This window comes from Paenibacillus fonticola DSM 21315 (assembly GCF_000381905.1).
Lineage (GTDB): Bacteria > Bacillota > Bacilli > Paenibacillales > Paenibacillaceae > Fontibacillus > Fontibacillus fonticola.
Window position 1 is genome coordinate 124,474 of sequence record NZ_KB907252.1, and the last position, 25,078, is coordinate 149,551.

Here is a 25,078-nt window from a genome sequence, read left to right on the forward strand (position 1 = left end):
CTCAAGTATGATTACGCTGCGGGCGCTTCGTTTTGAAGCGCTTCCATCAACCGCAACATCAATATACAGCAGGATTGGAGGTCAAAAATGATACTTTATTGAGATAGTATTACTTTGATTGTTGAAACAACGGCTCCACCTTTCGACTGATTTCGTCAAGCGCTTCTTGGGCCGATTTTTTCCCCAGCCAGACCGGAACAAGCTCGCTTGTCACGATCGGATAAATAACCGACTGATTTTTCATATAGTAGCCTACGCTTTGCACACCGTTGTCCATAAGCTGAGTGAGCATCGCGTCTTTAAAGCCCGGAGGATGAGACGCCGAATTAACATTCACCCACGTATTGATCAGTTCCGGCTCCGTATACCACTTCTTCAGCGTGGGCATCCATAGCCCGCTCGTGTACAATTCAATCGCCTCGTTCGGATCAGCCAGCCATTTCAGCAATAGCCATGCTTCCTCCGGATGCTTCGTCGATTTGAAAATAACAGACGCGCCAGCAAGCCCGACTGTCACGCTCTGCTTCATCTTGGGCAGCACGCCGATATCATAATCAACCTCGGCCTTGCCCAGATCGAGATTGATCCATTGGCCGTCTATAATCATCGCGGTCAAGCCCGCCTGCAAAGACACATTCATGGCCGGCATCGACTTCGTCTCAAATGGAGACGGCGCAACATGATATACGTTGACCAAATCAGCGAGCTTCTGAATGGCCTCGGCCGCCTCCGGCTCATTCAATTTAAACGTCGCTCCCTCTGGATCGATCCATTGTCCCCCGTTACTGAACACGAAATTGCTGATCGGCTCGCTCCATGTCTCGAACATCACGCCATATTGCGCAATATTATTTTTGTCAAAAGCAGGATGCAGCGCATTTCTTCCCTCATGATCCAGCGTCAATTTCTGAGCCGCTTTCACGAATTCATCCCATGTCCATGCTTCTTCCGCTCTTGGAGATGGCGGGGCCACCCCCGCTGCCGCAAGCAAGTCTCTCCGGTAAAACAATCCGAAGCATTCCGCAGCGGAGCTAACGCCCCAGGCATAGTCATCGGCTTGCTTGTACCATAAGTAATCGAGAAAATCCTCCTTGGACAGGTCAGGATCCCGCTCCAAAAAATCATATAAGTTCATAAATTTATCCTGGCTGGCGAACACCTCGCCTAGCTCCGTCGTCATATAGCCTAGATCCGGCTCTTCATTCGACGCTGACATCGCCGTCAGCTTCGTATTGTAATCAGAATTGGGCAGTTGGATCGTGTCCACGACGATCCATGGGTAGCGTTCCATAAATTTAGCCATAGCATTCTCGATCGCCTTCTTCTCCTCTACAGAGCCCCAATAAGTGAAGCGAAGCCTTATTTTGTCGTGCTTGGAAACGGAGGTGGCGTCTTCTTCATAGCCCGTCCGCAGCTGCCAGATGGCACCTACGATAATCCCAATGAAGATCAGAACAGCCAAAGCTTCCAGACTTCTACGTAGCGACATTTTGGACAGCCTCCTTCACCTGGCTATTCGGCAGTGTAATGACAATTTTCGTGCCCTGGCCTGCCGCCGATTCAATACTCAGCCCGTACTCATTCCCGTAGTAGGCTTTAATTCTTTCATTGACATTCATTAAGCCGACGTTGCACTCCCCTGAATGAATGGCCCTAAGCTTCTCCTCACTTATGCCGCAGCCGTTATCCTCTACCGTAAATACGGAGTAATTCCCTTCCTTCTTGCACTGAATACGGAGCCATCCTGGCTTGCTAAGCTGCTTAAAGCCATGCACAAAGGCATTCTCTACAAGCGGCTGCAGGAAAAACTTCGGCACTTCCTCTCCGTATAATGTATCGTCAATCTCATATTCAATGTCAAAGGCTCCTTCGAAACGCTTAGACATTATCATTATGTAGCTTTTTAAATACATCATGTCCTTCTCGAAGGTGACCAGCGCCGAATCGTCGCGGACTAAATATTTCAGCATATTCGACAGACTGACCACGATATCACTGATCTCATACTCCCCTTTCTCCAGAGACATTAAACTCACCATGTTCAAGGTGTTATACATGAAATGAGGGTCAAGCTGCAAATTCAAAGCTTTGATTTGGGCTTCCTTCTCCCGGATTTCACTTTGATAGTTTTCCTGAATCAGCTTGTGTATTTTCTCATTCATTTCATTAAACTTGCGCATAACGACGACGAATTCATAGCTGCCATGCTCTTTAAGCTTGGTTGTAAACCGGCCTTCGCCGGTGCTGACAATCGCCCGGATCATCGTACGAAACGGCTCAGTAATGAGCCGGGACAAGAAAAAAGAGAGACTGATGAACAAGATCGTAATAGAGATTGCCGAAATGAACATATTGGTTAAATATCGCTTAAGAAAAGGATCAAACAGCTTTTGGGACGGAATAACTGCAACGGATAGCCACCCGGTAATGTCCGAGCGCGAATAAGCCACCACATGCTCTTCTCCGTCAAGATTCATCAGTTCTACGCCGCTTTCCTCTTCAAACGAGCTGCTAAACATCGTCGTGTCCATCTGCTTGGCTACCTTAGCATCGTCCTGGTGGAACACAACATTGCTTCCTTCATCAATAACAAAATAGGCTGTATCCGCGACTGGCAAACTGCCCACGAACACGTCATTAAACAGCGTTTCTTTAAAGTTGACAACAAGCACCGGCTTCTCTGCCAGCGTTCGATAGTCGACGCTTTGCGTATAAGAACCGTTCATCAAGGTGACGGAGGAGAATAAATACTTATATTCGTAATCATAGTCCTTGAGATATTCCAGCTGAAACATGTCCGCAAAATGATAGGTTGGATACCACTCAGTTTTGCCATCGCCATGCCAAGCCGCTTGAAACAGCTCCGTTTCGGGAAATACCTCATGGGGGATAAAATTTTTGGCATGCTCACTGTTCGCAGAGGATGCCGTACCAAACGTAAAAAATGACGTTACGAGCTGTACGGAGTAAATATCCTTGGATTGAGCAAAGTACTTCGCAAGAATGGCTTTGAGCTGTATATCAGCGTTTAGAATCGACACCTTATCCTCGTTATCCATCGTTAGAAAAATATCATACGCATCCTTATCTCCCATAAATCCATAGATCATCTCTCTGACCCGGGATAACCGCGCGTCGATAATTTGGTTGTTTTTCTTCACGATCGTCTGCACATCATTTTGGGTCATTTCCAGCATTGTTTTTTTGCTGAGCTGGTAGTCGCTATATCCCAAGCTGGCCATGGGGATCACAAGTAAAATAATAAGCGTAATGAGTATTTTCGTATGTAAACGGCCGAATTGTATGGACTTTAATATTTTCTTCATGATGTTTTTTCTTTACCTGCCATTTGCCGAAAGGTGTTTGGCGATAAGCCGGTTTTCCGTTTAAACATTTTAATGAAGTAAGCCGTATTACGAAATCCCACGCTTTGCGAAATATGAGTAATCTTCTCGTCGGTATTCATCAACAATTGCTTGGCATGATGAATCCGCGTCTCCAGCAAATAGTCGGAGAAATTAATGCCGGTTTTATTCTTAAACAAGTTGCTGAAATAGGAGGCATTGAAATGATACTTCTGCGCAACCTCCTCTAATGAAACATCCTTCATATAATGCTGCTTCAAATAATTCTGGCAGCGTGAAATGATGATGCTGTTCTTGTCCTGCTGCATGACCTCCATATGGGTGATCCATTCTTCCGACCATTGCATGAGCCGATAACGCAGCTCAGACCAGCGATTGCTGGCCATGATCTGCTGTCTATGGCGGTCCACCAGTTCTGACCATGCAGGCTCGTCCAGCATTCTTTTCAAACGTTCCGACACGACGAACATGAACTCTGCGGCTTGCTCCTTCAATTGACTAGGCCGCACATATGGAGACTGCTGTTCCAACAAATGACTAATCAAGTTTGATAAAGTGCTGCGTTCCTGCGATCGTATCCCATCGGCAAAAAGATCTGCCTGATTGTGGTTTTCAAGCCTTCTCCCCGCTGCGAATGGCATAATGCTTTCGTAGCGAACCAAATGTTCTCTCTCCAAGTAAAATGCATGCTCTAGCGCCAGACTCGCTTCCTGATAAGCTTCACAGGTTTCGGCCGTATTCATTGATTTTAAAGAACTCATTCCGATTTGTAGGTCCGGGAAGTCCGAGCGAAGGTCCTCTGCCCATTTAATAAGCCTGTAATTGACGTCAGAAATCGTGGAGATTCTCCACCTATCGAGCCAAAGCAAATGGACGTTGCGCTCCACGTCCCCGCTGGATGCAAATGAAACTACTTGCCCCAGGCCGCAAAGCTCTGCAGTAAAGGCAGATCGAAGCCGAGCGGCATGCTCGCTAGCCGAGCTTGAACCCTGGTTCTGAGAAGGCTGCCTATCAATTAAACATAATAGGCCTGAGCATCCCTTAGGGACAAGGTCTTCCAGCTCGTGCAGCTCGGCCCCGCTCAGTTCACCCTTGACCATACGGTTCCATAGTTTATCGTAATAGAGCTGAGCTGTTTTTTCATAAACCAACTCCTGCTTTGTTAATTGCTCGAATTTTTCAACCGCTGTGACGATACCCTCGTAGCTGATCGGTTTGACCAGGTAATCAACCACGCCGTGCTGAATCGCTTTATGGGCATAACCAAATTCGCTATATCCGGTCAATAATATAATTTTGATCTTCGGGTCGAAAGTATAAATTCGGCTGATCAATTCCATTCCATCCAATATAGGCATAGAAATATCGGATATAATAGCATCTACCGACTCTGTTTGTACGATGTTCCAAGCTGTCTCCCCTTCATATGCCTCGATAACTTCCAATTGGGGCCGTATTTTGCGGATGACAGCCGACAGAGCCTTAACTTGTCTCACTTCATCGTCAACGATTAATAACTTAAGCAAAACGATCTCCCCCTGTTCATTTGCTGCATTCACCCCAAAAAGAAAGCGCTATCAAAAATATACCCGAGAAGGCTGCATCGGGCAATATCACTTTCTTTAGAAAAGATTACTATTTTGTGCTGACACAAATAAGGGCTGTCCAGAAGCCTTTAAGCCTTTTAAGCCTCTTTAGCTCTTTAGCCATGGACAACCCTATTGGCAATCTTATTGCTGAGGGCACGGCTTCGTACCATCGTGTTCAAGGCTAATCACTAGCACTATGTGGACGTCTTTCCCACACTAAAACCAACACTTCTAATCCGAAAGGTTTTTATTTTTTACAAAATAAAAAAAGCCATCCCGACAGCCCGTATCCGGCCAGTAAGACGGCTTCATTCAATGGGTCATCTGGAGCGCTCCTGCAGCTCCTTCCATACCTTCTTATTGCTGTATTCCTTATTCGTGCTAATATCTGGACCGAACCAGTCCGGTGCAGCAAACTGCGCTGCCTCTTCTTCGGAAGCAAACTCAACCTCAAGGACCATGAAATCGATTTGATCGTATAAATCTATCTCGATCACTCTACCGCTCCAATTTGCCGTAATTCGATTCTTTGTCAGCGGGATCGCCTGATGGATTTCCATCACCTGTTCATAAATTCCTGCGGAGATCGCATATTCCACTTCCTCGCGCATCAGTCCATGCCCTTTCTTGAACGTATGCGTATACGTGACTTCCCCCGTGCCCAAATCCTTAATTTTACGTACGCGCAGCTCCTCATCGCCCGCTAAGGCCAGGTAAGTCTGCTCGATCCGCCGCTCGGACTTCACCTCGATTTGGCCGCTTTCGATTAGGGCGTGAGGATAAGCCGGCAGCAGGAATTTCCGTTCAATTTCTAATGACATATTACGATCATTCTCCCTTATATTATTTAAACCAACCCTTCTCTCTAAACCGGGTAATCGCTTCGATTCGGTTACTTACCCCAAGCTTATCGAGAATAACAGATATATAATTACGAACCGTGCCTGCCGTAATGAACAGTTCGTTGGCAATCTCCTTTGTGTTTTTCCCGTTCGCAACGAGTTCCAACACTTCTTTCTCCCTCTCGGTCAACGGATTCTCTTCCCCATATGCCTCATCTACAAGCTCTGAAGCGTAAATTCTCCTTCCTGCCATAATGCTCCTGATGGATGTCGCCAACTCCTCGCTGGGGCTGTCCTTCAACAAGTACCCTCTTGCCCCGGCCCGAATCGCGCGTTCAAAGTAGCCAGAGCGGGCAAAGGTCGTTAAGATCATCACTTTGCAGCCAGAGCCTTTCAGCTCCATCGCCGCATCCAGACCGTTCTTTACGGGCATTTCAATATCCATGATGCAAATATCTGGTTTATGCTGATGTACGAGCCTAATCGCATCCTCCCCGTTGCTGGCCCTGCCGACTACCGTCATATCCTCCTCGAGATCAAGGATCGAAGCCAATGCTCCAAGCAGCATACGCTGATCTTCAGCAATTACAATACGGATCATAGCGGTGCCTCCTTTACAGGCTGTTTTAATGAGCTAGGAACTTTGATCGTAAGCTGCGTTCCCCCGTTGGAGACGATTTCCATGCTCCCATTCACAAATTCAAGACGTTCCTTCATGCCCCGCAGGCCATTTCCCTTATAATAGACCGATTCCGAGGGGACTCCTACGCCGTTATCTTTTATTCGGACCACAACTTCGCCACGAGCTGGCTCCAGCACCACGGAGCAGGCTGTCGCGCTGCTATGCTTGACGATATTCGTTACGGCTTCCTTCAGGCACATTCCTAACACATTCTCGTTCATGAGCGAAATGTCCAGTTCATCAGCCTCTCCCGCCAAAGTAAGTTCAATTTGAGCTGCCTTTAAAATTTGCTTAATCCGGAACAGCTCATCCTGCAGTCTTGTTCCCCTCATCTCAGTAACCAACTCACGGACTTCCTTTAACGCTGTTCTGGCAGTCTGACGCACATCGTCCAGCTCCACCCCGGCCCGCTCCGGGTTCTCATGGATTAATCGGCTGGCAAGGTCGCTCTTCAGGCCAATTAAGGATAACTTCTGTCCTAGCGTATCATGCAGATCGCGGGCAATCCGCTGCCGCTCCTCCAGCTTTACAAGCTCTGATATCCGCTTATTCGCGTCTTCCAGCTGCCCCTGCAACCGATCGCTTTTATTGCGGTTATATGTGGTGACAGGCAGCAGAATAACACCGATCAAGCTGACTAGAACGAAAGGAAGCTGCGTAATGAACCATGATGTTTTCGTCACAAACCCCCAGTTGATGGTCACCACCGTCGTCACCAGATGAATCGTATACAACGTAAAAAATCCCGCCCTATTCTTAATATTTCCGATGAAAAAAGCCAGAAATAACGAGAAGTATACGTACCCGAATAACAGCGTCATCGCAATGCAAATAACAATTTGCAGGCTCGTCCAAAAGTATACCTTCCAGCCCCTGGAAACGAAGGACAAGACATAACAAGCAAAGAAGGCAATAATCAGCGTGCTCCCCAGAACGACTTGGTAAGGAGAGGAGGACCGGAATATGAAATAGAAGGGCAGAATGTAGAAAACGACCCATATATATGGACTTAACCCGGTATTCCTATGAAAAATCTGATACCATTTCTGCATTTTAGTCCCCTTTAGCTTCATTTAAACATAAGTTATTTCACTCATCTTACCATAAGAAAAACATCTATCGAAGCAATTCTAAGTAGACAGACCGCCTTTAACGGTTGTTTTTCTTGCGATTATTCATTTATTCAGCTCCACTAAAAACTTATAAATACTATAATCTAAAGAAAAACATATATCGATGCAATTTCTAAGTAGACAGACCGCTTTTAACGGTTGTTTTTCTTGCGATTATTCATTTATTTCAGCTCTGCTGATAACTCATAAATCCTATAATCTAAAGAAAAACATATATCGAAACAATTCTAAGTAGACAGACCGCCTTTAACGGTTGTTTTTCTTGCGATTATTCATTTATTCAGCTCTGCTGAAAACTTAAAAATCTTATAATTTAAAACAAACACAAGCCCGCTACGAAAAAGTAATGGGCTTGCGAGCTTGATTTCTTGGTTATTTCCCTTGCACACCTTGCACTCTCGGGATTTTGGCTGAGCTTACAAGGCTTTTTTGCCGGACGGCCTTCAGCTCCTTGAAGGAGATAAACGCCTTGTTCTGTTCGTCCCATAAACGGAATCGCAGCGATTTGAGGCTCGTTCTGATCGTAATCGTCGTTGCTTTCTGCAGCGGCGGCGAAGCCTCATGAGCCTTCTCCAGATTATAGTTTGGCACCTTCGGGCTTAAATGGTGAACATGATGGAACCCGATATTTCCTGTGATCCATTGCAATACTCTCGGCAGCTTATAATACGAGCTTCCTTCAACCGCAGCGTTCACATACTCCCATTCCTCGTCATGCTCAAAGTAGGAGTGCTCGAACTGGTGCTGAACATAGAACAACCAAATCCCCAGCATCCCGGATATGAAAAAGATCGGAAGCTGCACTAGTAAAAAAGCCTGCCAGCCGATTCCCCATATCACCAACGCATACAAGCTAATTAGAGCAGCGTTTGTCACATAGGTGCTGATTCTTTCTTTTCTCCGAGCGCCCTTGCGATTGAAGCGATAAGCCACGAGAAAAATATAGATTGGCCCAATGACGAGCATCATGACCGGATTACGGTACACACGGTAGACGAACTTCGTCCACGCTGAGGCGGCCAAATACTCATCAACCGTAAGCAGCCACATATCTCCTACTCCGCGCTTATCGAGATTGCTGCTCGTTGCGTGGTGAATAGAATGAGTATTTTTCCACTGCTGATAAGGACAAAGCGTAAGAACGCCCGTTATCGTCCCTAGAATTTCATTTGCCAGCCGGCTCTTAAAAAAAGACTGATGACAGCAGTCATGAAATATAATGAAGGTTCTGACCAAAAAACCACCGGCAATGATGGTGATCGGCAGGGTTAGCCAATAAGATATCGATAGACTTAGATAAGCGCCATACCATAACAGCACAAAGGGCAGCAAGGTATTAAGCAATTGACGGATACTCGATTTCGTGTCAATTTCCTCGTAGGGAGCTACGTTTCTTTTCAAATCTGACAGACGGTTTGACTTATTCATCTAAATTTTCCTCCCCGGGCCTGACGCGCCAGTATTAAGCTGGAACGACTGGAACGTCGAATTCTTTGATGTATTCTAATTATAAAAAATACAGCCCCGGTCAGACAGATACATCCGTCAGTACTCGAACATGATAAATGTCATATACCTCCCCTAATTATTTCCTGCCAATTGGAAGTACATACAGGACATAAAGCGCATGGGACTACTAAAAAAGCAACAGCAAAAACGCTCGCGAATAGCGAGCGTTGTAAATTAACGGGTGGGCTTACGATGTTTGCCGCATCGGCAGCCTCACGAAGCGCTCGATCCGTTCCACGGCCTCCTGCAGCTGGGACATGCTCGTGGCATAAGAGCAGCGGATATGGCCTTCTCCGCCAGCCCCGAACACATGGCCAGGGACGGCGGCAACCCCTGCCTCCTTCAGCAGGTGCTGCGCGAACTCCTGCGAGCTGAGGCCCGTGCTGGCGATTGACGGGAACACATAGAAGGCTCCCGCCGGCGCGTGGCACGGGAGGCCAATATCCCGCAGTGCCGAGACCAGCCACTGCCTGCGCTGATCGTAGGAGCGGATCATTCCCTCCATCTCCTTAATACCACTGCGCAAGGAAGCAATCGCTGCCACCTGTCCCATCACCGGCGCGCACATCGCCGTATATTGATGGATTTTCAACATGGCTGCGATCAGTTCGGCAGGTCCGCACACATAGCCGACACGCCAGCCCGTCATGGCGAAGGCTTTCGAGAAGCCGCTTATAACGAGCGTGCGCTCTTTCATGCCGGGCAGCGCGGCTATGCTAAAGTGGCGCTCCCCGTAGCTCAGCTCCGCATAGATTTCATCCGCGATGATGATGAGATCATGGGCGACGGCCAGCTCGGCGATCGGTGCCAAGTCCTCTCTCGTCATGACAGCTCCGGTCGGATTGTTGGGATAATTCAAGATCAGCACCTTGGAACGGGGCGTAAGATGACGCCGGAGATCCCGGGCGCGCAGCTTGAAACCTTCCTCTTCCGAGGTTTGCACCTCTACAACCTTGCCTCCATGCAGTTGGGCGATGGGCGTATATGCGATGTAGCTTGGCGTCGGTACAACGACCTTATCCCCCGGCATAAGAGTGGTGCGAAGCGCCAGATCGACCGCCTCACTGCTGCCTACGGTCACGAACATTTCATGCGCAGGATTGTAGCTTAGGCTGAATCTCGCCTGCAGATAGCCGGCGATTTCCTCCCGAAGCTCCATGAGCCCGGCGTTCGGGGTGTACCCTGTCGCCCCGCGGTTCAGCGCTGCGATGCAAGCCTCGACCACAGGCCTTGGCGTTACGAAATCCGGCTCCCCAACAGCGAGGGATATGACGTGCTCATCCGCCGTTCCTACGAATGCCCTGATTCCAGATGGAGGTATCTCCTGCACTACCGGGTTAATCCAGTCATTTCTCATTATTAGCCCTCTCCTGTCCCATTCATTTACTTCATTCTGCGCAAAGCGATAACAACCCGACAGTTACTAGAGTCATCTGCACTTCAGCAGATGCTAGAGTCTTCATCACAAATGCGAGCAGAACTTCACTTTATCAGACGCTAAAGTCTTCATTTCAGATGAGAGGAATCATCACTTCATCAAGTGCTAGAGTCATCATCACAGATGAGAGGAATCATCACTTCATCGAGTGCTAGAGTCAACATCACAGATGAGAGGAATCATCACTTCATCGAGTGCTAGAGTCAACATCACAGAGACGAGTAGAATGATCACTTGACCAGGTACGTAAGCATCACAAGGGTGCGAACAGCTCCTTGGCCGCTTCGCCGATGATCCGGATTCCCGCTTCGATATCCTTGTCGCTTACGCGGGAGAAGCCCAGCCGCATCGTATGCTGCCCAGTGCCATCCGTATGGAAAAGATCCCCCGGCGTAAAAATGACACCCCGCTGCTTGCACAGCTCCAGCAGCCGCCTCGTATCCGCGCCTTCGCCGAAGGATACGAACAGATGCAGTCCCCCGTCTCCCGTCAGTTGGCTGTAGGGCAAATACGATTCGCAGCACTGTTTCGTCCATTCGTATTTCCGTTTATATTCCGCCCTGGCTTTGCGCAAATATTTATCCAGATTGCCATTTAGCAAATATTGATACAGTATCGATTGATCCAGCGTCGATGTGTGGATGCTGCGAGCCCGCTTCAGGCTTTCCAGGTAGTAGATCAGCTCTTGATCCGCCAGAACCCAGCCTACCCGCAGGCCGGGAAACAGCACCTTGGAGAAGCTGCCCAGGTAAATCACCCCGTTGCCCTGGCCGGCCGCCGCAATCAGCGGAGACACATGGGAGCCGGAGTAGCGAAGCTCCTCATTGAACCCATCTTCGATGACGGGAACCTGATAACGAGTCAGCAGCCTCATGAGCTCGAGCCTTTTCTCCGGAGACATAACGATTCCCGTCGGATTGTGGTAGGAAGGCACTAAATAAGCGCAATCGAAGGAGTGCCGTGACAGGGCTTGCTCCAGCTGTTCCAAATCGATACCGTCTCTTTCCATGCTGATGCCGGTGATCTCGTACCCGTGAAGCCGCAAATTTTTGATCGCGGTATGATGGGTCGGATTTTCGCATATAACGGCTCCACTGCGCTTCGTCAAGGACGACAGCACCAAATCCAGGCCTTCCGTGAAGCCGTTCGTGATAAGCAAGTCCTTCCCATCCAAGTCCACGCCTTTTTGCTCCATATATTGCTTCAACAGATCAATCAGCGGCTTGTAGCCTTTGGCATAACCGTAGTTGAGCAGAACTTCGCCTTCCACCGCCATCCGGTCGAGGAATGCCCGCTTGACGTTGCCGAGATCAAACAGCTTCTCGTTAGGGGCAATGCTCGTAAAAGAAATCGTACCTCGCTCCGCGCGAATGCCGTGTTTCATCAAATCCATTTCTTCGGCCAGATGCGCTTGTTCGTTCATGCGCTCCTGCCAGTCCAGCTGCCATGAAGGCGCTGCGGCGCTAACCGTGATTTGGGCAATGTAGCTCCCTTTCCCCTTCACCGTGTAGACCAGGCCCTCTTCCTCCAGTCCAAGATAAGCCGAAATAATCGTATTGCGGCTCACACTCATCAGCTGGCTAAGCTCCCGGGTCGATGGAAGCTTCTGATGCGGCTGAAGAACGCCTTTCACGATCATGCGTTTCAAGTATTCCTTTACCTGAACGTAAGCTGGCCGGCCTTCCGCTAATTTGAAATCCTGATACATCTTTATCTCTCCTATCCCTATAGTGGCATAGAATCTATATTGGCAAAAGAACCACACCCCCGCTTTGTTGCCAAGGTTGTGGTTCCTTTCATCTTAATTCGTTCCGTTTATATTTCCCTAGTATAAGTTGAACAATTGAAATAAATGCGGGGCAGGTACTTTAAATGTTCTTACAATCGCTGTTGCTTCCAGATTTCTTATTTCTTGGAGATCATATAGATTCAAATAGGTAGAAATAAGGTCACAAAGGCGACCACAAGCCTGTGCTTCCTAAGCTGCTTTAAGGTTATCACAAGCTATGCTCTCGAAGCAGCTTTCTTCCAGAAAGCTTTCAGTTTCCTAGTTTCCTCAGAATCATCCTTCTTTCAGAAAGCTTTCAATTTCTTCGAAATCATTTTTCTCCCTTGCCTGCCTCCCGCTTTTTAGTTCATCTAATATAAGCAGCGTGCCACTAAGCTGTGTGCACTAAGCTGTGTGCACTAAGCTATCTCGTACTAAGATGGCTGTATCGAATTCTAATTGGAATTCATGTATCTAATTATGCTCTAAACGAATGTTTCGGGGGAATAAATGGATTTTATGTACCTAGAATCAAGAATCCAGCACAAGATGGCCATCTTCCTTCTTCTAATGACACAAAATACATTTAAATCTGCTTCCCCTTCCTTGGCACAGAAACTAACTGCTAAAAATCCATTTATATAAATTGAACTATGGAAATGAATGCGGGGTAAGTACGTAAAATGTTCCACAATCGCTGTTGCTCCCAGACTTCTTCTTACTTGGATCATATAGATTCATATAGGTAGAATTCAGGTCACAAACGCGACCACAAGCTTGTGCTTCAGAAGCTGCTTTAAGGCGATCACAAGCTATGCTCACGAAGCAACTTTCTTCCAGAGAGCTATCAGTTCCCTAGTTTCCTCAGAATCATCTTTCTTTCAGAAAGCTTTCAATTTATTGGAAATCATTTTTCTCCCTTGACTGCAACCCACTTTTTAGTTCATCTTGCTTAGCACATCTTCTTCCTGCCCATCAAAATTACAAAATCGAAGGTAAGGACTGGTGGTTTTTCGTCCAGCGACTGCAGCGAGCGCAGCTGCTCCTCAGCGGCCTGCCAGGCAAGCGGAGTCATCTGCAGCAAATCCGCCAAATTCTCCTGCTCTACTGTCAGCACGTATTTTACCTGCTGCATGTCCACAAGCTCAAAATGACGGCGAAACAGCTCAATCGTTCTCTCATTGGAATACGTTCGCCGCCCTGTCTCGCTATGCAGCGCCAGCCGTATTTCCTGTAAATACTCAGTGCCTGGGATCACCTTCATCACCAAGCCATCATCCGCAAGCATACGATGAAACTCGGCATAGTTGGCAGGGGACAATATGTTCAGAATGATATCGAAGGACTGGTCGGCAAAAGGACATTTCGCAAGGTCAGCGACTCCCCACAGCATTCCGGGATTTGCCTTGGCCGCCAATTGGATGCCCGCTTTGGAAATATCAATCCCCGCGGCGAGAAGTTTGCCTTCGATCCCTGCGGCGACAAGCTTGCCCCCTGCTGTTTCCGTCAGTTGGCGCACAAGTGCCGATAGATGGGAGCCCTCCCCGCAGCCTGCATCCAATATCGCAGCTGTGGTACGTTGCCTTCCCCCTGGACCCGGCTCCAGGCTGGGCCGCGCTTTTTTTTGCCGCCCCAGCTCTTGCGCCCGCCTCTCTTGCCGCTCCAGCTCTTGCGCCCGCCTTTCCTGCCGCTCCAACTCGCTCTGGACAATCTCGCCCAGGCGGCCGGTCAGCCCGCGAAACACCCCAGCCTGGCTGACCCGGGCACGCGATTGGAACAGTCGCTTATCGTATTTCTCCTTCGGAGCTTGCAGCAGGAAGTTGACGTACCCCTGCTTCGCGATATCAAAGCAATGACGGTTACTGCAAATCAGACTATTGCCCTGTAACCCTAGCGTACCCTTGCACACCGGACAAATGACCATGCCGGCAGGTAAGGTATGAAATATTAACATGCTATCGCACCTCATTCATTCGTATTTAGTCAATGAAAAAGGCACAGCTAAATAAGCCCAGGCATCCTCGTTCTTAAAAACCCAGGGTTATCCGTCTGTACCTCTCATTAACGTAAACGAATGTAGTGGATCATCTGATAGCAACCTCTTTCCTAACTATAGTTCATAGCCTATTTCAAAATGGCAAAAAAACGGAAGGCGCTCAATACAAAAGCTCCTTCCGTCATTTTAACTTAAAGCCGATCCATTTGTAAAATTAGGGATTACATCAAAGATTACACCATGATTTTGCAAATGTCATTCGTGAATTCCACCGGATCCTGTACCGGCAAGCCTTCAATCAGCAGCGCCTGGTTGTACAGCAGGTTCGTATACAGGCTCAGCTTCTCCTTATCGTTCTCATTCGCCGCCTTGAGCGATTGGAATACCTCGTGGTTCACGTTGATTTCGAGCACTTTGTCGGCCTGAACGTCCTGGCCGCTCGGCATTGCCTTCAAGATTTTCTCCATCTCGATCGATAGCTCGCCCTCGGTCGACAAGCAGACCGGATGGGATTTGAGGCGCTTCGAGGCTTTGACGCTCTTCACTTTGCCGTTCAGAATGCCCTGCATCGCCTCGAACAGCTCCTTGTTGCTGCTCTCGTCCGTTTCCTCATCCTTCTCATCCGGCTCAATCCCGAGGTCGCCGCTCGACACCGATTTGAATTCCTTCTCTTTGTAGTTCAGGATCGTCTTGAGCGCGAACTCGTCGATATCGTCGGTGAGGTACAGAATTTCATAGCCTTTATCGGCGACAAGCTCCGTCTGCGGAAGCTTCTCGATCCGCTCGATCGATTCGCCGGAAGCATAGTAGATATACTTCTGATCCTCAGGCATTCTCGAGACGTATTCATCCAGCGTAACCAACTTCTTCTCCTTGGAGGAGTAGAACATAAGCAGATCCTGCAGATCTTCTTTATGCATGCCGTAATCGTTGTACACCCCAAATTTCAACTGGCGGCCAAAAGAGTTGTAGAACTTCTCGTACTGCTCTCTTTCGTCCTTCAACAGGCTTTGCAGTTGCCCTTTGATCTTGTTCTTGATGTTGCGGGCGATCAGCGTCAGTTGACGGTCATGCTGCAGCAGCTCTCTGGAAATGTTGAGCGACAGGTCCTCGGAATCGACCATCCCTTTGACAAATCCGAAGTAATCCGGCAGCAGGTCGCCGCATTTTTCCATGATCAGCACACCGTTGGAATACAGCTCCAGCCCTTTCTCGTACTCCTTAGTATAATAATCAAAAGGAGTGTTCTCCGGAATGAACAGGATCGCATTGTATACGACTGCGCCGTCCGCGCTAATATGGATATGCTTAAGCGGCTTGTCGAAGCCATAGCGCTTCTCGTGGTAGAAGTTCTCGTAGTCCTCCTCGGTCAGCTCGTTTTTATTTTTTCGCCAAATCGGCACCATGCTGTTGATCGTTTGCTCTTCCTTATATTCCTCGAACTCGTTCTCCGTGCCTTCCTTAGGGCGCTGTCCGCTCACGTCCATCTTAATTGGATAACGGATGAAATCGGAGTACTTTTTGATGATCGCTCTTAGACGGTACTCTTCCATGAACTCGTCGTATTGATCCTCTTCCGTGTTCTCTTTGATTTTAAGGATGATATCGGTGCCTGGCGTCGTTTTATCGAATGGAACGATCGTGTAGCCGTCCGCCCCTTCGGACTCCCACTTGAAGGCTTGATCGCTGCCGAACGGCTTGCTGATGACGGTCACCACGTCGGCTACCATGAATGCCGAATAGAAGCCAACACCGAATTGACCGATGATGTTATGCCCGTCCTTCGCTTCATTTTCTTTCTTGAACGCCAAAGAGCCGCTTTTCGCAATGATGCCGAGGTTGTTCTCCAAATCTTCCTCGGTCATCCCGATTCCTGTATCGGAAATCGTCAGCGTGCGGTTGTCTTTATCAGCCGTAATTTTGATGAAGTAATCCTCGCGGTTAAACACGAGATTGTCGTCGGTCAGCGCCTTGTAATATATTTTATCGATCGCATCGCTGGCATTGGAGATAAGCTCTCTTAGGAAAATCTCTCTTTGCGTATAAATGGAGTTGATCATCATTTCCAGCAATCTCTTGGATTCCGCCTGAAACTGTTTCTTTGCCATGAAAAATAATCTCCTTTCAAAGGTTCATTTTGAGGGGGCCTGGCTCCAACAAAGAGGCATGTTCACGCCTAATTGTTGGAGCTTCATTACAATACAAGCGCTCACCAGCCTCTTCGCTTGTTAGCACTCCAATTCACAGAGTGCTAATTCTTCCTTTTATATACCATATAGTAAAATTTAAAGTCAACCCGTTAGGCTATATATGCGCCAACTTATCCGGATTTCTAATAAAATAGATTTGGCGGGCTGCACCATCCTCAACTTGCAGCAGTACAATCGTATCTACGCTGCCTGACGAGCGAACAATGACGCCGGTATCTCCGTTTATGGAAGCCAGCTCGATACGAACATCCCCTTGCAGGGCTAGCTGCCGCATTAAACCGAGCAGGAAACGGCTGACATGATCCCGCGATGTGATCGGACGGACTGCTGCCGCAACTTTGCCCCCTCCATCAGAAAGAACGACGACATCTTCGGTAAGCATCGCTAACAAGACATCCATATCCCCCTGCTCCAGCGCCTGCAAAAAGGCCTGAACCCAACGCCGGCCTGCCGCTTCACCGCTGTTTATGAGTCCGTTAGCGTCAATCCCCATTTTCCCCCGGGCCCTGCTCATCAGCTTCCGGCAATTCGCTTCGCGCTTGTCCAGCAGTTCGGCGATTTCAAAATAATCGAAGCCGAGCGCCTCTCGAAGTACGAAAACAGCCCGTTCTGCTGGAGACAATCGCTCCAAGAGAACGAGCATAGCATACGACAGCAGCTCATTGCGGATCAGCGTTTGCAGCGCATCCTCATCCGGCGTCGGCACAGGCTCGGGCAGCCAGGGGCCAACATACTGCTCGCGCCGCTTCCGGGACGATCGCTGCAAATCCAGGCAGCGATTTGTCACCATTTTGCATAAATAAGCTTTAGGTTCCTCGATATGGTCCGTGTTCATGGCATAGACCTTCAAAAATACTTCCTGCACCGCATCCTCCGCATCCGCTGCCGAACCAGTCAACTGATAAGCGAGAGTAAACAGCAGTCTTCTGTATTTTTCATAAAGCTCATGCATTGCGCATCGTCCTTTCACGGTTTCCGATGGGGCTGCTTCACCAGGCTTGCGATATCCCAAGTGTATTGGCGAATCTTCCATCCCAGCCTGCCTGTAATTATCATATCCAGTCCCCATTGCCGCGTCCAGACCATCCCCCGCTCCCCTCCCAAGCCGAAGCAATACGCGTCCATGTAGCCCTTATGCTGTGGAGCCGGACGGCCGTTCAAGTCCGCCAGCACAATCGCTCCCAATCTGGACGCCTGTGCGCCTCCTTCTTTGCATGTCATCGTATCGGCACGACCGGTAGCCGGATCGACGATTCTCGCGCAGTCCCCGATGCTGTACATCCCCGGCATGCCTTGTACCCGATAGCTTGAATCTACGATAACCTGCCCGGCAGCCGTAAGCGGCAGACCCATGTCCCTTAGCGCTGGATTTGGCAGCAAGCCTAGCGTCCACACGCATAATCCCGCCGGTATAACCTCACCGCTAGATAAAGACACCATCCCTTCCTTTTCCTGAAGCGCCTTGACTTCATGCCTCACGGTTACGCCATAATCATGAAGCTTGTGTTCCAGCCTGCGACCCACTTTGGCCGGACCCTCCGGAAACAGCCTCGCTTGCGCATTAATCAAATAAACTTTGATCATTTGCGGATTGATTTGCAAAGCCTCGGCTTCTTGACGCATGAACAAGGCCAGTTCAGCGGAAGTCTCGATTCCGCTAATACCAGCCCCGGCCACGACCGTCGTCAGCAGCCGCTGCTTCGCCCCGGGATCGGTCTCCGCTGCAGCTTGGCGCATATTCTCCCGCCACTGCTGACGTATTGCCGCAGCCGCTTCCAGCTCCGTTAGAGCGATCCCGCCTTGATCGGGTTTAGGCCGTCTTATGATGCTGCCAACCGTAACAATAGCCATGTCATATGCAAGCGCATGATCGTTTCCATTACCATCCCGATAGTGAGCCTGTTTCTTTTCATGATCAATCCTTCCAACAGTTCCTCTGATAATTTGGATATCCGAAAACATACGTGCAAAAGGAATCGTGATTTCCTCTTTATAGGCAGCAGGCTTAAAGAGCAACACCTTCCGTAAATGATGAGGCTCCTTATCGATCAAAACAATTCGTATCTTCCTTGTCTCGCCAGCCTTTTGAAATGCTTGCTGAATGGAGCGGATCGCATTTATTCCTGCGTAACCCCCGCCTACGACCAGGCATGTTAATTCGTTCATTTTTCCCATCTCCTTTGTGTTGTTTCCCATGGGACGGCAAAGGAGCCAGATTTGTGACACAAGGCAAGAAAAAAAGGCGATTCCCTTAAGGAGCCGCCCTTTTTTTACAGTGTCATCACATTTTCACTAGAGATAAATCCGTATAATCACTAGCCTGATGGCTACTCGCGTGACTTCCACAGACTTATCGTATAACGCCTTTCTGTTAACCGCAAACCATCATCCTGCTAACTTTTGCTAACTTTTGCTAACTTTTGCTAACTTTTGCTAGCCGTAAATTTTCTTGAATGCTTCTTCTGCTTGTTCCAGAATCGGATCCCAGTCCGCTTCCGGCGTTTTCGTAATTGTCACGAAATCTCTTAATCCAAAAATGTTGTCCACGCCTTCAATGCCAAGCAGAGCGCTGGCCAGGGGATGATCCGTCGCCTCGCCGCTCTTCAAGGATACGCTGCGCGTGCCTTCGAACAACGCCTCATTCGCGCTGATCTTCACGGCGTTTGGGTTCGGGGTGGCCTGTACATCGAATTCCAATGCCATTACTATCTCACTCCTTTCCATTCTCCGCTATTGTAGCATGCTTCGCCTCGCCTGACGAATAACCCATCAGTACTATATCGCATTAAAACTATCGTTAATACAAACTCTTGGGTACAACCTCTTCGGTTGCTTTGACACACTTTGTTCATATTGCGTTCATACTCCCGTTCTATATTGAAGGGGTCATTACATTCGAATTGTGGGAGTGTGCTATGGTAAAATACAGCAAATGGTTAATTCGCATTGCGGCAATCTATTCTCTTATCGGCGCTTTGATCGGTGCGGATATGGCTGGGCGATATGATTACACGCTGACTCCCGCCCATGCTCATATTCTCGTCGTCGGCTGGCTGACCTTGTTCGCCTACGGCATGTTCTACTATATCTTCAAAGAAATTAGCATGGTTAGAACGGCCAAGCTGCACGTATGGTGCAGCATCATTGGCGGCGGATTGATGCCCTTCGGCATGCTCGTCTATTACAAAATGCAGAATACGGCGACACTACTTGCCTTCATCCTGCCGGCCTGCGTCCTGCTGATCGCCATCGCCCTGTTCATCGTTATTTTATTTTTCGATAAAAGGCTGTTCGGGGCCAATCGCTGATCACGATGTACCGCCTCATACATAGAGCCCTGTTCTCCCACGGTAATGGGGACAGGGCTCTTCCACATTCCTCAGATTAGAGCGGGTCTGCCGCTATCGCAGTAAACCGTTATCGCTAGTTGAGACACGTTTCGTCGAATTGCGGATGACGAGCTCGCCGGGGAATGTTTTGTGGGCGTGAGTTATTTTTTTATCTATTAAATCAAATAAGATTTTAATCGTCTCTTGCGCTATTTCCTCTGTCGGCTGCTTAATGGTCGTTATCGACGGATTATAATAGAAAGAAATATCCAACCCGTCGAAGCCGACGACGGAATAATCGTCGGGCACGCTTAGGCCCGCTTCGAATATCGCTTTGCACGCCCCAATCGCGAGGCTGTCGGATACGGCGTAAATCGCCGTGAATTCCTCGCCGGACTGCAGCAGTTCCTTGGTGACCTCATAACCGTTCTCCATGGAGTAGCTGCCGATGTCCTCCCGCATGGAGCGCACCAGCCGCTCATTATATTCGATGCCGTGCTGCTTCAAGGCTTTCTTATATCCTTCATACCTCAGCTTACCGATACTTACGTCATCCATCGGCGCGGTAATGATTGCAATCTTACGGTGTCCTTCATTACATAAATAATCGACGATTTTATAGCTTTCCTTGACGTCATCAACGGAGACAGAGGAGTAATCGTTAGGATCGAATTCTTCCGTCATCCCGATCGTACTGAGCACAAAAGGCACAGTCAGTTGATCCAGCTTCTCTTTGGAATGCGAGAAATATCCGCCGAGGAACACGATGCCCTTCAGCCGTTTCTCCTTCTCCAGCTCGATTGCCACTTCGATCTCATCCTGTTTCTCGTCGACGCGCTGCAGGATGAACGAATATTTTCTCCGCTGGATTTCCCGTTCAAAGACCTGAATCATCGGGTTGAAGAACGGGTTCGTGATCCCCTTGATCAGCACCGCGATCGTCTTGGATACCGAGCGCTTCAAATTTCTCGCGCTGTTGTTCGGCACGTAATGATTGTCTTTGATGACCTGCATGATCATCGCCTTGGTCTCTTCGCTGATGTCGGGATGGTTGTTGATTGCTCTTGAAACCGTAGTTACCCCGACGCCGCACATTTTGGCAATATCTTTAATTGTAATAGAAGCCATATTGTTCTTCCCTTACATCGTAATTTAAACCGCTACACCGTATACATTTCATAAGGATAGCAGTTAAAGTTCTAGAAAACAAGGCAGCCTCCAGCAAAAAACACAATAGCCATCAGCCTTTAACCGCCCCAGCAACAACGCCTTCTATAATATACTTCTGGCAGAGCAAATAGAATATGACGATCGGCACGATCGCCAGCACGAGCATCGCCATCATAGCGCCCATGTCGATGGAGCCGTACCCGCCTTTCAGGTACTGAATCGCAATCGGGATCGTTTTGAACTCGCTTCCGATGACGAGATCAGGCAGCAGGTAGTCGTTCCATACCCACATGACGTTCAGAATGGCCACCGTGATCGCAATCGGTTTAAGGATCGGCAGCACGACCTTAAAGAAGGACTGAGCGGGATTGCAGCCGTCAATCATGACCGCTTCTTCGATTTCGATAGGGATCGATTTCACGAAGCCGCTGAACAGGAAGACGGATAATCCCGAGCCAAAGCCGAGATAAATGAGAATGATGCCGACCGGATTGTCAAGATTTAGAACGTTAGCCGTCTTCGTCATGGTGAACATGACCATTTGGAACGGCACGATCATGGAAAATACAAAAATGTAATACAGCAATTGATTAAACTTCGTCTTTACTCTTGTAATATACCAAGCGGTCATCGACGTAAGCAGGACAATGACGGCTACAGAGAAAACGGTGATGAATAGCGACATGCCAAACGCCGATATGAAATCCGTCTTGGCGATCCCGCTCGTATAGTTGCTGAGCCCGGAGAACGTCTCACTATTGGGGAGCAGGAACGGGGTATCGCTGATAAAGAATTTTCCTTTAAAGGAGTTCATCAATACGATCAGGATCGGAGAAATGAATGCAACCGCCAATAGGAACAAAATCAGAAAGATGAGCATATCTGCTCCTTTGTTTGTCTTTTGCATCAGCTCTCAACCTCCTTCCTTCTAGTAATCAGCAGTTGAACGAGCGCAATCAAGGCCACCAGAGCGAAGAACACGACCGCTTTAGCCTGACCCACGCCTTCCCAACCCGTCTTACCATAGAAGGTGTTATAAATATCCAATGCCATCATCGCCGTCTGCTTCGCGGGCGCGCCTGCCGTCAGAGCCAGGTTTTGGTCAAACAGCTTGAACGAGTTCGACAACGTCAGGAACAGACATATCGTAATCGATGGCATGACTAGCGGCAGCGTCACGTTGCGCAGTACCTGGAACCGGGAAGCACCGTCGATCTTCGCCACCTCGATGACATCCTTGGGTACGTTTTGGATGCCCGCTACGTAAATAATCATCATATAACCGATCAGCTGCCAGTTCATCAAAACGACGAGTCCCCAGAAGCCGTATTTCGGATCGAACGTCAGCGTGAGATCAAATTTATACAGCACACCGTTAATGATCAGCTGCCAAATGTAACCGAGCACGATCCCGCCGATCAGGTTCGGCATGAAGAACACCGTACGGAACAAGTTCGTTCCTTTCTTCCCGCGGGTGAGCAGCATAGCGAGAATGAAGGCGAACACATTGATAGATAGTACCGATACCACAGTGAATTTCACTGTAAACCATAATGCATTCAAAAAGTCCTGATTCGAGAACGCTTTGACGTAATTGCTTAATCCTACCCACTTTGCATCGTTCACGGTCGTAAATTCCGTGAAGGAGAGGTATACACCTAAAATGAACGGTATAACAAAAGCTACCGAAAAGGCGATGATCGTAGGCAATGCAAAAAGGGCAAAATATTTTTTCATCGACTTTTGCATGTTTTTTTCTCCTATCTAAGTATTAAACATGATGATGATAACGGAATGCCTGTTCACTTATCGATCATCGGATGGATATGGGATTGATGCCACTGGGCTTCTTTCTTCAGCCCAGTGGCATCGCATACACCCGACGTTATTATTTTGCCTTTTCTGCTTTCCAGCTCTCCGTGAACACCTTCACAACTTCATCCCAGGATTGGTTGCCTTGAACGTATTGCAGCAAAGCATCGCCGAACTGGTTCTTGAACTCTTCGCTCGGGAACGCCGCGAACGTCCAAGGAACAGAGGTCACATCCTTCTCCATCCAGGACATCACTTCTTTGGCCAGCGGGTCAGCCGGCTTCTCGTTTTCATTAAACGTATTGAACGGCGCGATGAAACCTAGTTCCTGTGTAACGTAAGCTTTGCCTTTGTCGCTGGCGAACAGCCATTCCAGGAACTCGATCGAAGCCTGCTGCTTCTCAGGCGACACTTTGCTATTGATCGCAAGGTAGTTCTCGGTACCGATGGCCAGACCTTGCTTCTCTTCGCCGCTAACTCCGGTGTAGATCGGCAGGAACTTGATATCCTCCGCCTTGACCACGTTGCCGCCTACTTCATTGATTTGACCCCAAGCCCAGTTCCCGTTCTGAACCATCGCCGCTTGTCCCAGCGCAAATTCAGCCATTGAGTCGGCTACGGATTTGCCTCCCAGCAGTGCTCCCTTCGTTACCGAATTGTTCGTATACAAATCAAAAATGTTTTTGAAGTTATCTGCATATTTGAACTGCACTTCGTTCGCTGCCAGACCGGCCATCACGGTGTTGTCGAACTCCGTGTTATCCTTGAATTCATAGTACAGCGGCAGGTTGGCCAAGTGCGTCTGCCATCTCCATTGCTCACCTGCGCCAAGCGAAGTAGATGCGAATACGCCTTTAATGCCAAGCTGATCCTTCTTCGCCGTCATGTCCTCAACAACCGCTTTCAAAGCAGCGAAGTTGTTAATTTCGGACACAGAGGAAATGGAGACCGCTTTATCCGGCAGCGCAAAGTATTTCTGCATGATCGCATCATTATATATGATGCCGTAGCCTTCTACGACGTAAGGAATGCCATACACGCCGCCATCACTCGCCACCGCGAGGCTTGGATCAGATAAGTAGCTGTAAAGATTCGAATCCTTCAGATCCAGCGTGTAATCTTTCCAGGCCTCGTAACCGACAGGTCCGTTGATTTGAAAAATCGTCGGTGCATCCTTCTTGGAAATTTCCGACTTCAATTTCGTTTCATAAGTACCGCTTGCTGCCGTACCGACTTTAACCTTGACCCCTGTTTCCGCTTCATAATCTTTCGCGATCTTCTCGTATACTTCCGCAATCTCCGGCTTAAAGTTCAGGAAATAAATTTCCTTGGCTCCGCTAGGAGCTCCTTCACCTTTGCCGCCATTCTCCCCGGCAGCTGAATTATCACTCTTGCCGCACGCTGCAGCCAGCACAGTTACTAGAGTGAATACAAGCATAATCCCCAGCATTTTCTTCAGCTTGTTCATCGTACAGACCCCTCTTCCTTAATGAATATCATTCGTCATGAAAACGCCTTGCAATAATTATGATAGCGTTTTCGGAAACGTTTCCGAAAATAGGTTTGGAATCCTTCTCGGTAACGTTTTCGGTGACAAGGCTATAGTAGCACAGGAAACCCGAAGTCCGCAATGCTATTTATTGATTTTCAAAACATGTAACTCTTTCAGTAAGCTTTCAGTGTCCCTTCAATTGGAATTAAGCCGGCCAAGGTGATGCGGGAATCTCCGCACAAACGAATCTGTCCTACGTAAATCGAGACTGCGATGAGCCATATCGCCCTCTCGACCAGTGAAATCGCCGACGGCACGGAGCAAATCAGCACAAGCATCCAAGATCAGCTCAGCGCCATGAGCGAGGTCTATGCTACGACCGGACAACTGTCCGCCATGGCCGAGAAGCTCCGGAATATGACCTCTGGATTTACGATGTAGCATGAGAGGGAATTGCTGGGATCAATCGGAATGATGAGGACGCGTGAGAATGTTGGGATTGGACGGATTGATGGGATTGATGGGATTGATGGGATTGATGTGAACAATAGGGACGATGGGATTTATAGGAGTTATGGGGATTATGAGAGTGATGATGATTATTGGGAGTGATCGGACTATGAGATTGTTGGGATCGGTGGAACTGTTGGACTAGCGTGATTGCTGGGAACGTTGGATTTGTTGGACTAGCGAGATTGCCGAGAACGTTGGAACTGTTGGACTAGTGGAATTGTCTGAACTCA

Annotated in this window: 21 protein-coding genes; 3 read left to right on the top strand and 18 right to left on the bottom strand. The window is 48.5% G+C overall.

Annotated elements, in window-relative coordinates:
* Positions 1–109: 109 nt before the first annotated feature.
* From G358_RS0109985 to G358_RS0110050, 14 genes are all read right to left on the bottom strand, one after another.
* Complete coding sequence (locus G358_RS0109985) at positions 110–1,489, bottom strand: ABC transporter substrate-binding protein (RefSeq protein ID WP_019637073.1); 1,380 nt, start codon at positions 1,487–1,489, stop codon at positions 110–112.
* Positions 1,476–3,326, bottom strand: coding sequence for a sensor histidine kinase (locus G358_RS0109990; RefSeq protein WP_019637074.1), 1,851 nt, complete (start codon positions 3,324–3,326; stop codon positions 1,476–1,478). Before G358_RS0109990 ends, G358_RS0109985 begins: the two co-directional genes overlap by 14 nt.
* The gene (locus G358_RS0109995; RefSeq protein ID WP_019637075.1) at positions 3,323–4,891 is read right to left on the bottom strand and encodes a response regulator; all 1,569 of its coding nucleotides are present in this window, start codon (positions 4,889–4,891) and stop codon (positions 3,323–3,325) included. Before G358_RS0109995 ends, G358_RS0109990 begins: the two co-directional genes overlap by 4 nt.
* Before the next feature lie 383 nt (positions 4,892–5,274).
* Positions 5,275–5,775, bottom strand: coding sequence for a CYTH domain-containing protein (locus tag G358_RS0110000; RefSeq protein ID WP_019637076.1), 501 nt, complete (start codon positions 5,773–5,775; stop codon positions 5,275–5,277).
* Positions 5,776–5,797: 22 nt separating this feature from the next.
* Positions 5,798–6,397: a response regulator transcription factor gene (locus G358_RS0110005; RefSeq protein ID WP_019637077.1), complete on the bottom strand. Its 600-nt coding sequence runs from the start codon at positions 6,395–6,397 to the stop codon at positions 5,798–5,800.
* The gene (locus G358_RS0110010; RefSeq protein WP_019637078.1) at positions 6,394–7,530 is read right to left on the bottom strand and encodes a sensor histidine kinase; all 1,137 of its coding nucleotides are present in this window, start codon (positions 7,528–7,530) and stop codon (positions 6,394–6,396) included. Before G358_RS0110010 ends, G358_RS0110005 begins: the two co-directional genes overlap by 4 nt.
* A 453-nt stretch (positions 7,531–7,983) precedes the next feature.
* Positions 7,984–9,039 (bottom strand): Delta(5) desaturase DesA, encoded by a 1,056-nt coding sequence (gene desA, locus G358_RS0110015; protein WP_019637079.1) that lies wholly within the window; start codon positions 9,037–9,039, stop codon positions 7,984–7,986.
* Positions 9,040–9,307: 268 nt separating this feature from the next.
* A complete protein-coding gene (locus G358_RS0110020; RefSeq protein WP_019637080.1) occupies positions 9,308–10,477 on the bottom strand; it encodes an aminotransferase class I/II-fold pyridoxal phosphate-dependent enzyme in 1,170 nt (389 codons plus the stop codon).
* Between the two features lie 334 nt (positions 10,478–10,811).
* Positions 10,812–12,266: an aminotransferase-like domain-containing protein gene (locus G358_RS0110025; protein ID WP_019637081.1), complete on the bottom strand. Its 1,455-nt coding sequence runs from the start codon at positions 12,264–12,266 to the stop codon at positions 10,812–10,814.
* Between the two features lie 1,012 nt (positions 12,267–13,278).
* Positions 13,279–14,280, bottom strand: a complete 1,002-nt coding sequence (locus tag G358_RS0110030; RefSeq protein ID WP_019637082.1) for a putative RNA methyltransferase — start codon at positions 14,278–14,280, stop codon at positions 13,279–13,281.
* 275 nt (positions 14,281–14,555) lie between these two features.
* Positions 14,556–16,430: a molecular chaperone HtpG gene (htpG, locus tag G358_RS0110035; RefSeq protein WP_019637083.1), complete on the bottom strand. Its 1,875-nt coding sequence runs from the start codon at positions 16,428–16,430 to the stop codon at positions 14,556–14,558.
* A 196-nt stretch (positions 16,431–16,626) separates the two neighbouring features.
* Positions 16,627–17,484, bottom strand: a complete 858-nt coding sequence (locus G358_RS0110040) for an RNA polymerase sigma-70 factor (RefSeq protein ID WP_019637084.1) — start codon at positions 17,482–17,484, stop codon at positions 16,627–16,629.
* Positions 17,485–17,498: 14 nt separating this feature from the next.
* A complete protein-coding gene (locus G358_RS0110045) occupies positions 17,499–18,698 on the bottom strand; it encodes an NAD(P)/FAD-dependent oxidoreductase (RefSeq protein ID WP_019637085.1) in 1,200 nt (399 codons plus the stop codon).
* A 267-nt stretch (positions 18,699–18,965) separates the two neighbouring features.
* Positions 18,966–19,235, bottom strand: coding sequence for a NifU N-terminal domain-containing protein (locus G358_RS0110050; protein ID WP_019637086.1), 270 nt, complete (start codon positions 19,233–19,235; stop codon positions 18,966–18,968).
* Between the two features lie 212 nt (positions 19,236–19,447).
* Between G358_RS0110050 and G358_RS0110055 the strand changes: the two genes are divergently transcribed.
* Positions 19,448–19,840: a hypothetical protein gene (locus tag G358_RS0110055; RefSeq protein WP_019637087.1), complete on the top strand. Its 393-nt coding sequence runs from the start codon at positions 19,448–19,450 to the stop codon at positions 19,838–19,840.
* A gap of 93 nt (positions 19,841–19,933) precedes the next feature.
* Here the strand turns inward: G358_RS0110055 and G358_RS0110060 are convergent, their stop codons facing one another.
* The 4 genes from G358_RS0110060 to G358_RS0110075 all read right to left on the bottom strand — a co-directional run bounded on the left by G358_RS0110060 (position 19,934) and on the right by G358_RS0110075 (position 24,311).
* Positions 19,934–20,989 carry a LacI family DNA-binding transcriptional regulator gene (locus G358_RS0110060; protein ID WP_019637088.1) on the bottom strand — a complete coding sequence of 352 codons (1,056 nt, stop codon included), beginning with the start codon at positions 20,987–20,989 and terminating at the stop codon, positions 19,934–19,936.
* A gap of 112 nt (positions 20,990–21,101) precedes the next feature.
* A complete protein-coding gene (locus G358_RS0110065) occupies positions 21,102–21,938 on the bottom strand; it encodes a carbohydrate ABC transporter permease (RefSeq protein ID WP_019637089.1) in 837 nt (278 codons plus the stop codon).
* Positions 21,938–22,780 (bottom strand): carbohydrate ABC transporter permease, encoded by an 843-nt coding sequence (locus tag G358_RS0110070; RefSeq protein ID WP_019637090.1) that lies wholly within the window; start codon positions 22,778–22,780, stop codon positions 21,938–21,940. The genes G358_RS0110065 and G358_RS0110070 overlap by 1 nt, the downstream gene beginning before the upstream one ends.
* 139 nt (positions 22,781–22,919) lie before the next feature.
* A complete protein-coding gene (locus G358_RS0110075) occupies positions 22,920–24,311 on the bottom strand; it encodes an ABC transporter substrate-binding protein (RefSeq protein WP_019637091.1) in 1,392 nt (463 codons plus the stop codon).
* 297 nt (positions 24,312–24,608) lie between these two features.
* On the opposite strand from G358_RS0110075, the gene G358_RS33020 reads away from it, so the two are divergent.
* Both G358_RS33020 and G358_RS33025 read left to right on the top strand, forming a co-directional pair.
* Positions 24,609–24,776, top strand: coding sequence for a hypothetical protein (locus G358_RS33020; RefSeq protein ID WP_019637092.1), 168 nt, complete (start codon positions 24,609–24,611; stop codon positions 24,774–24,776).
* Between the two features lie 30 nt (positions 24,777–24,806).
* Complete coding sequence (locus tag G358_RS33025) at positions 24,807–24,947, top strand: hypothetical protein (protein ID WP_157274321.1); 141 nt, start codon at positions 24,807–24,809, stop codon at positions 24,945–24,947.
* Positions 24,948–25,078 lie beyond the last annotated feature (131 nt).

What these genes read in the sequence shown, in the direction of transcription:
- G358_RS0109985 (WP_019637073.1), bottom strand. Translation starts at nt 1,489, where the DNA reads ATGTCGCTACGTAGAAGTCTGGAAGCTTTGGCTGTTCTGATCTTCATT.
- G358_RS0109990 (WP_019637074.1), bottom strand. Translation starts at nt 3,326, where the DNA reads ATGAAGAAAATATTAAAGTCCATACAATTCGGCCGTTTACATACGAAA.
- G358_RS0110000 (WP_019637076.1), bottom strand. Translation starts at nt 5,775, where the DNA reads ATGTCATTAGAAATTGAACGGAAATTCCTGCTGCCGGCTTATCCTCAC.
- G358_RS0110005 (WP_019637077.1), bottom strand. Translation starts at nt 6,397, where the DNA reads ATGATCCGTATTGTAATTGCTGAAGATCAGCGTATGCTGCTTGGAGCA.
- G358_RS0110010 (WP_019637078.1), bottom strand. Translation starts at nt 7,530, where the DNA reads ATGCAGAAATGGTATCAGATTTTTCATAGGAATACCGGGTTAAGTCCA.
- desA (WP_019637079.1), bottom strand. Translation starts at nt 9,039, where the DNA reads ATGAATAAGTCAAACCGTCTGTCAGATTTGAAAAGAAACGTAGCTCCC.
- G358_RS0110020 (WP_019637080.1), bottom strand. Translation starts at nt 10,477, where the DNA reads ATGAGAAATGACTGGATTAACCCGGTAGTGCAGGAGATACCTCCATCT.
- G358_RS0110025 (WP_019637081.1), bottom strand. Translation starts at nt 12,266, where the DNA reads ATGTATCAGGATTTCAAATTAGCGGAAGGCCGGCCAGCTTACGTTCAG.
- G358_RS0110030 (WP_019637082.1), bottom strand. Translation starts at nt 14,280, where the DNA reads ATGTTAATATTTCATACCTTACCTGCCGGCATGGTCATTTGTCCGGTG.
- htpG (WP_019637083.1), bottom strand. Translation starts at nt 16,430, where the DNA reads ATGGCAAAGAAACAGTTTCAGGCGGAATCCAAGAGATTGCTGGAAATG.
- G358_RS0110040 (WP_019637084.1), bottom strand. Translation starts at nt 17,484, where the DNA reads ATGCATGAGCTTTATGAAAAATACAGAAGACTGCTGTTTACTCTCGCT.
- G358_RS0110045 (WP_019637085.1), bottom strand. Translation starts at nt 18,698, where the DNA reads ATGAACGAATTAACATGCCTGGTCGTAGGCGGGGGTTACGCAGGAATA.
- G358_RS0110050 (WP_019637086.1), bottom strand. Translation starts at nt 19,235, where the DNA reads ATGGCATTGGAATTCGATGTACAGGCCACCCCGAACCCAAACGCCGTG.
- G358_RS0110055 (WP_019637087.1), top strand. Translation starts at nt 19,448, where the DNA reads ATGGTAAAATACAGCAAATGGTTAATTCGCATTGCGGCAATCTATTCT.
- G358_RS0110060 (WP_019637088.1), bottom strand. Translation starts at nt 20,989, where the DNA reads ATGGCTTCTATTACAATTAAAGATATTGCCAAAATGTGCGGCGTCGGG.
- G358_RS0110065 (WP_019637089.1), bottom strand. Translation starts at nt 21,938, where the DNA reads ATGCAAAAGACAAACAAAGGAGCAGATATGCTCATCTTTCTGATTTTG.
- G358_RS0110070 (WP_019637090.1), bottom strand. Translation starts at nt 22,780, where the DNA reads ATGCAAAAGTCGATGAAAAAATATTTTGCCCTTTTTGCATTGCCTACG.
- G358_RS0110075 (WP_019637091.1), bottom strand. Translation starts at nt 24,311, where the DNA reads ATGAACAAGCTGAAGAAAATGCTGGGGATTATGCTTGTATTCACTCTA.
- G358_RS33020 (WP_019637092.1), top strand. Translation starts at nt 24,609, where the DNA reads ATGAGCCATATCGCCCTCTCGACCAGTGAAATCGCCGACGGCACGGAG.
- G358_RS33025 (WP_157274321.1), top strand. Translation starts at nt 24,807, where the DNA reads ATGATGAGGACGCGTGAGAATGTTGGGATTGGACGGATTGATGGGATT.